This window comes from uncultured Ruthenibacterium sp., from assembly GCF_963558415.1.
Lineage (GTDB): Bacteria > Bacillota > Clostridia > Oscillospirales > Ruminococcaceae > Ruthenibacterium.
This window is the reverse complement of record NZ_CAUWGY010000110.1, coordinates 1-6,115: the sequence shown is the minus strand read 5'-3', so window position 1 is coordinate 6,115 and position 6,115 is coordinate 1. Positions and strand designations below refer to the sequence as shown.

At 47.7% G+C, this 6,115-nt stretch carries 9 protein-coding genes; 6 read left to right on the top strand and 3 right to left on the bottom strand.

Going from position 1 to position 6,115, the window contains the following annotated elements:
- The 6 genes from AB5H98_RS12360 to AB5H98_RS12335 form a co-directional block, all read left to right on the top strand.
- On the top strand, positions 1-224 hold a 224-nt coding region (locus tag AB5H98_RS12360; protein ID WP_367926200.1), incomplete at its 5' end, for an amidohydrolase family protein.
- A 107-nt stretch (positions 225-331) separates the two neighbouring features.
- Positions 332-793 carry a GNAT family N-acetyltransferase gene (locus tag AB5H98_RS12355; RefSeq protein ID WP_367926199.1) on the top strand — a complete coding sequence of 154 codons (462 nt, stop codon included), beginning with the start codon at positions 332-334 and terminating at the stop codon, positions 791-793.
- Between the two features lie 141 nt (positions 794-934).
- On the top strand, positions 935-1,726 hold the full coding sequence (locus AB5H98_RS12350) for an HAD family hydrolase (RefSeq protein WP_367926198.1): 792 nt from the start codon (positions 935-937) through the stop codon (positions 1,724-1,726).
- A 31-nt stretch (positions 1,727-1,757) separates the two neighbouring features.
- Complete coding sequence (locus AB5H98_RS12345) at positions 1,758-2,234, top strand: DNA-deoxyinosine glycosylase (RefSeq protein ID WP_367926197.1); 477 nt, start codon at positions 1,758-1,760, stop codon at positions 2,232-2,234.
- A gap of 7 nt (positions 2,235-2,241) precedes the next feature.
- Complete coding sequence (locus AB5H98_RS12340; protein ID WP_367926196.1) at positions 2,242-3,054, top strand: Cof-type HAD-IIB family hydrolase; 813 nt, start codon at positions 2,242-2,244, stop codon at positions 3,052-3,054.
- Between the two features lie 119 nt (positions 3,055-3,173).
- Positions 3,174-4,787 (top strand): MBL fold metallo-hydrolase RNA specificity domain-containing protein, encoded by a 1,614-nt coding sequence (locus tag AB5H98_RS12335; protein WP_367926195.1) that lies wholly within the window; start codon positions 3,174-3,176, stop codon positions 4,785-4,787.
- Positions 4,788-4,830: 43 nt separating this feature from the next.
- Here AB5H98_RS12335 and AB5H98_RS12330 read toward each other — a convergent pair whose 3' ends face one another.
- The 3 genes from AB5H98_RS12330 to AB5H98_RS12320 form a co-directional block, all read right to left on the bottom strand.
- Entirely contained in the window at positions 4,831-5,316 is a 486-nt protein-coding gene (locus AB5H98_RS12330) for a cytidine/deoxycytidylate deaminase family protein (protein WP_367926194.1), read from the bottom strand.
- A gap of 77 nt (positions 5,317-5,393) precedes the next feature.
- Positions 5,394-5,861: an AIR synthase-related protein gene (locus tag AB5H98_RS12325; RefSeq protein WP_367926193.1), complete on the bottom strand. Its 468-nt coding sequence runs from the start codon at positions 5,859-5,861 to the stop codon at positions 5,394-5,396.
- Positions 5,862-5,892: 31 nt separating this feature from the next.
- On the bottom strand, positions 5,893-6,115 hold a 223-nt coding region (locus AB5H98_RS12320), incomplete at its 5' end, for an AIR synthase related protein (protein WP_367926192.1).

Here is a 6,115-nt window from a genome sequence, read left to right as displayed (position 1 = left end):
TTGCGGGAAGTGCCACCTGTTTGGCGGAGTGCTTCCGTCGGGCAGTAAAGTTTGGCGTGAAACTGGAAAGTGCCTTGAAGGCGGCTACCATTAATCCGGCCAAAGCAGTGGGATTATTTGACGAATTGGGAAGCGTGACGGAAGGCAAGAGAGCAGACCTTTTGGTGCTGGATGAGACGTTGCATCCGGAACACATCTTCATCGGCGGGGGAAAAACAAAATAAAAAAAACCATTGTGAAAAGGGCAAATGATCGTTTTACGCGACAGCCTGACATTTGTCAGGCTGTCGCTGCTTTCATAAAATGGGAAATAGAGATTGGCGATATGAGAATGAATACGGAAAGATTGCGCATTCGAAAGTTTCAAAAGGATGATTTGGATGATTTATTCGCTTTGCTGTCCGATCAAGCAGTGATGTTGTATTTAGAAGAACCTTATACAAAACAGAAAACAAAAATGTTTTTATATCGTTTTGGAATTGCAGAGCAGCCCCTCATTTATGCAGTTGAAAATCGAGATGGGGCGTTTGTGGGATATATCATTTATCACCCGTATGACAAGAGTTCCTATGAAATCGGATGGGTCCTGCACAAAAATCAGTGGGGAAAAGGCTACGCCAGTGAACTGACAAAATCTCTTATAGAAAATGCCCGTGCAAAGACACAGAACTTGATCATTGAGTGCTCTCCTTCGCAAACTGTCACAAGGCATATTGCACTTAAAAATCATTTTTCATTTGTGGAAAACAGAAACGGGCTGGAAGTATACCGACTTTGCTTAAACGACCACTGAGTATGTGGTGCCGCAAAAAGAAGTTCTGACAGATACTCGTCAGAACTTCTTTTTGCGTAAGACTGTTTTGATAAGAAAGACGCTTGTTTGCAAACGCATTTTTTGGTATACTCCATTGTGCGATGAAAGGGAGGCCCGTGTATGGATTTAAAAGCAGCAATTTTTGACATTGATGGAACTTTGCTTCCGGCTGGAGTGGAATCCCTTTCCGATGAGACAGTCCAAACACTGCGTGCGCTTCAAAAAAAGGGAACAAAGGTGATTGTAGCGACTGGCCGTGCGCTTTTTGCGGCACGCGCTGTGCTGGGCGGATTTCAGCCGGATTTTTTGGCTTCGGCAAATGGAAATTGGATCGTGGACCGGTCTGGTGCCCTTGTGCACGAAAATCGAATGACAGCCGAGGAAATGTATGCATTGGTAGATTATTGCGAAGATTATGAAATTCCTCTGGATTTTATTTTTGAAGATGGTTATTATGCATATGTAGAATACGATTCCTTTGTGCAGTATGCCGAGCCTCATCAGAACAATCATCCTTTCCTTTTGGACGGCGAGGATCAGATTCGGCATCTGGAAGGGATGCCCTATGGTGCCAGTGCGCTTTTGACCGATCGGGATATCGACGGGTTCCAGTGCAAATACGGTCATCTTGGTCTTCGGTTTGTACCCTTTCATAAAATTCATCATGATATTCTCAGACCAGGGACCAACAAAGCCAAGGCCTTGGAGACGGTGCTTCGGGAAAAGAAAATCTCTTGGCAGGAGACTGCTGCGTTTGGAGACGGCTTGAATGATCAGGAACTCCTCAGCGAGGCCGGAGTCTCGGTAGCCATGGCAAATGGCGTTCCGGCTCTTTGTCGGCAAGCGGATATCATTGCACCAGATGCAGCACAGCAGGGAGTCGCACAGGTTATTAAAAAATACTTTTTGTAATATATAGTAAAAATATGTCGAAGGGGATAAAATGTCGTTTGATCCGGTTTACACACCACGTTCTGAAATTTTGATTGTAGGGACTTGGCCAAGTCCTAAAAGCAGACAAACAGGTTTTTTCTATGGGCACCCGCAAAATCGATTTTGGCCCCTGCTGGCCTCATTGTGTGATAGCCCGTGTCCTCAAACAATCGAAGAGAAAAAAAGACTGATTTGTGAAAATGGATTGGCTCTATGGGACACAATCGAGAGCTGTACCATTACTGGGGCATCGGATGCCAGTATCCGGGATGTGGTGCCTACGGATTTGGCGTGGTTATGCCGGCAAGCGCCGATTCGGCGTATTTTGTGCAATGGCGCTACAGCCTATAAACTTTGCATGAAATATCAAAATTTGGAAGGAATGGATATACGAAGACTTCCCAGTACCAGCCCGGCCAATGCGGCATGTTCAATGGAAAAGTTGCTGGTCCAGTGGGGAGAAGCTTTGTACAGAGGAGGAAAATAATTTTTTCATGGATTATCGTGTTCTTGCATTGGATTTGGATGGTACGCTGACCAATTCGAAAAAAATCATTACGCCTGCTACACAGAAAGCGCTTTTGCAGGCAATGGATCGGGGAGTGAAAATTCTTTTAGCAAGCGGAAGGCCTGCGGTTGGTGTCTGGCCGTTGGCTCGTCAGTTGGAACTGGACCGACGTGGCGGTTTTATTCTGGCATACAATGGCGGTCAGATTATTGATTGTGAAACAGGACAAACGCTGTTTCAAAAACAAGTTTCGCCAGAGGCTGTGGCACCTTTGTGCGCCTTTGCACATGAATATAACATCGTGGCATTGACCTACAACGACAGGGGAGTAATTACAGAAGTGCCACAGGATCAGTATGTACAGCTTGAGTGCAGAATTAATCATATTCCGGCAATTCAGGTTCCAGATTTGGCGGCCGAGATTCACTATCCGGTAACTAAATTCTTGTTGACAGGAGAAGGAGATTACCTGGCTAAGCTGGTCCCTCTGGCTCAGAAACGTTTTGAAGGAGTTTTAAATATTTTTCGATCGGAGCCGTTTTTTATGGAAGCGACTCCGCCGGGGATCGAAAAGGGGGCTGCGTTGAAATGGCTTTTAAAAACATTGGGCCTTCGAAGAGAACAGTTGATGGCCTGCGGAGATGGGCTAAACGATATGCCGATGCTTCGTTATGCGGGGCTTGGTGTGGCTATGGCAAACGCACAACCGGAAGCAAAAGCGGCAGCCGATGCGATGACTTTGTCCAATGATGAAGATGGCGTTGCGGTGGCAGTAAAAAAATATCTTTTGAGCGCGTAAAAAGGGTGGAGCTTGGCTCCACCCTTTTTCGTAAATCGCTAAGATTCCGTGGCACAATGATCGAAAGCATGCTACAATGAAAATAGAAGATAGATTCCCTACAAAGGAGGAGAGCACGGATGAAGATAACATTTATTGGAGCGACTCATGAGGTGACAGGAAGCTGCACGCTGCTGGAAGTCGGCCAAACGGTCTTTTTGGTAGACTGCGGGATGGAGCAGGGCGCAAATCAATTCGAAAACGTTCCTTTGCCGGTGGATCCGGCACGTATCGATTTCGTGCTTTTGACGCATGCGCACATCGATCACTCCGGACATTTGCCGCTTTTGTACAAACAGGGATTTCGCGGAACGGTGTATGCGACTGAGTCCACAAACAGCCTTTGTGAAATTATGCTTCGAGACAGCGCTCATATTCAGGAGAGCGAGGCAGAGTGGAAAAATCGCAAATCTCGCAGAGCCGGACGCCCGGAAGTACAAGCACTTTACACCATAGAGGACGCAGAAGGTGTGCTGGAGCAATTTCGTCCTTGTCCCTATGGAAAGGAGATTCAGGTCTCAGAACATGTGAGCGTTCGCTTTACGGACATTGGGCATCTGTTGGGCTCCTCTGCAGTAGAGGTATGGCTCACAGAAGGAGATGTGCAAAAAAAGATTGTGTTTAGCGGGGATGTTGGAAATATAAACCAGCCGATTATCAATGACCCGCAGAGAGTAGCACAGACCGATTATTTGGTTTTAGAGTCCACTTATGGAACAAGGCTTCACGGAGAGCGTCCGGATTATATCGGGTCTTTGGCCGAAATTCTCCAGACAACTTTTGATCGGAAGGGAACGGTCGTTATTCCCTCCTTTGCTGTGGGGCGTACTCAGGAAATGCTGTATTTCATTCGAGAAATCAAGGAAAAGGGCTTAGTACGCGGACACGATGGATTTACAGTGTATGTAGATAGTCCATTGGCAAATGAGGCAACCAGCATTTTTATGCAGTGCCCCACGGGAGATTTGGATGAGGAGACACGCGCCCTGATTGAGAAAGGGGTCAACCCACTGTGGTTTGACGGACTGAAAATGAGTTTGTCAAAAGAGGACTCTCAGGTAATCAATCTGGATACATCCCCCAAAGTGATTCTGTCTGCCAGCGGTATGTGCGACGCAGGACGTATTCGTCATCACTTGAAACATAATTTGTGGCATCCGGAAAATACAATTTTGTTTGTGGGCTATCAGGCCGAGGGAACATTGGGGCGTTCACTTGTGGACGGCGAAAAATATGTGCGTATTTTTGACGAGGAGATCGCAGTCAATGCAGAAATCCGTGTGCTGGCAGGAGTCAGCGGACATGCGGACAAAAATGGGCTTATTCGTTGGCTCAAAGCATTTGATAAAAAACCGTTCCAGATTTTTGTGAATCATGGCGACGATGAGAGCTGTACGGAATTTGCACGGTGTCTAAGCGAAGAGATGGGATATCAGGCAATGGCCCCGTTCAGTGGAACTTCTTACGACTTGGGAAAAGGCCTTTTCCTGGTTCGTTCCGAGGGCGTTCTTCGTCAAAAGATATCTAATACACGTGATCCGAGAGCGGTTGCGGCTTACAATGAGTTGATGGTCGCGATCAAGAAACTGGAGCTTTTGGTCAAGGGAGCACAGGGCCGTCCCAATAAAGAACTGAAACAAATGGCAAAACAGGCGGAAAAGCTCTATGCAGAATGGAACGAAGACCGATTGTAAAACCATATAAAAACGCTTCGGGCGAAAGCCCGAAGCGTTTTTTTTACAAAGGAAGCGTTACGTTGCGTCCGGAAGGCTGGTAGGCTTCGTATTCAATGCCTACCATTTGAAACATCCGTTTGGACGCTTTTACAGAGTCTGTATCGGCGTATTTGTCACTGTAATAAATCACTTTGGAGATACCGCTCTGAATCAAAGCCTTGGCGCATTCATTGCAAGGGAACAAAGTGGTGTAGATACGCGCTCCTTTCAGACTTCCTGTTCCAGAAGCATGATTGAGAATAGCGTTCAGTTCCGCGTGGCAAACGTACATATATTTGGTCTTTAATGGTTCACCTTCCCGCTCCCAAGGCATGTCATCGTCCAGGCAGCCGAGAGGCATTCCGTTGTATCCCATGGAGAGGATCTTGTTCTCTTTGCTCACAATGCAAGCTCCCACCTGTGAGGAGTTGTCTTTGGAGCGTTGTGCGCTCAAAAGCGCGATTCCCATAAAATATTCATCCCAGGAAATATAATCTGTCCGTTTCATTGTCGTTCCCTCCCAATCAAGTCGAAATCAAAACTTGTATTCAGTATACCGTGTTTATCTCGGCAGGGCAAGCTTTCTTAGCAGATGCGAGGAAGTTGCGCACCGGTCAACTTACCGAGAATACGACTTCCGCCTAAAGCCGTGTGTAAAACAACCGTGCCAGGCCGGGACTGCGTCACGCGACCGATTACCGCAGCACCTTCACCACCCGGAGTACTTTGAAGCGCGTTCAACACGGCCTGTGCGCTCTCCGGTGCTGTTATCGCCAGCAGCCTTCCCTCGCAGGCGCTGTAAAACGGGTCCAGTCCTAGCAGATCACATGCTGCAGCGACGTTGGCGTCTATCGGGACCGCCTGTTCTTCCAACTCAATGCACAATGGTCCGTTTTCCACAAACTCATTCAATGTGGTAGCAATTCCCCCTCTGGTGGGGTCTCGAAGAATGCGCACATCGCCCGCATGCAGCACTGCCGCACTCAAAGCATGGAGCGGGCGGCAGTCAGAGAGAAGTTCACCCTCACAGGGAATTTCTCCGCGTGCAAGCATAACGGCAGCTCCGTGGCATCCCACACTGCCGCTAACGATGACACAATCCTGGCGTCCGCAGCGTCCCGATGCCTGCGGTATTGATATAGATTCCGTCCCCTTTTCCCCGTTCTACTACTTTGGTATCTCCTGTCACAATTTGGACGCCTGCCTGTTGTGCCGTGCGTGCGATCGAGGCGACGATGGTGCGCAAGTCGTCCATTAAAAATCCTTCTTCTATAATAAAGGAAAGACTCAAATAACGGGGGTCGCCG

Excerpts from the sequence above, each read along its gene's own strand:
- AB5H98_RS12355 (WP_367926199.1), top strand. The coding sequence starts at position 332 with ATGAATACGGAAAGATTGCGCATTCGAAAGTTTCAAAAGGATGATTTG.
- AB5H98_RS12350 (WP_367926198.1), top strand. The coding sequence starts at position 935 with ATGGATTTAAAAGCAGCAATTTTTGACATTGATGGAACTTTGCTTCCG.
- AB5H98_RS12345 (WP_367926197.1), top strand. The coding sequence starts at position 1,758 with ATGTCGTTTGATCCGGTTTACACACCACGTTCTGAAATTTTGATTGTA.
- AB5H98_RS12340 (WP_367926196.1), top strand. The coding sequence starts at position 2,242 with ATGGATTATCGTGTTCTTGCATTGGATTTGGATGGTACGCTGACCAAT.
- AB5H98_RS12335 (WP_367926195.1), top strand. The coding sequence starts at position 3,174 with ATGAAGATAACATTTATTGGAGCGACTCATGAGGTGACAGGAAGCTGC.
- AB5H98_RS12330 (WP_367926194.1), bottom strand. The coding sequence starts at position 5,316 with ATGAAACGGACAGATTATATTTCCTGGGATGAATATTTTATGGGAATC.
- AB5H98_RS12325 (WP_367926193.1), bottom strand. The coding sequence starts at position 5,861 with ATGCTTGCACGCGGAGAAATTCCCTGTGAGGGTGAACTTCTCTCTGAC.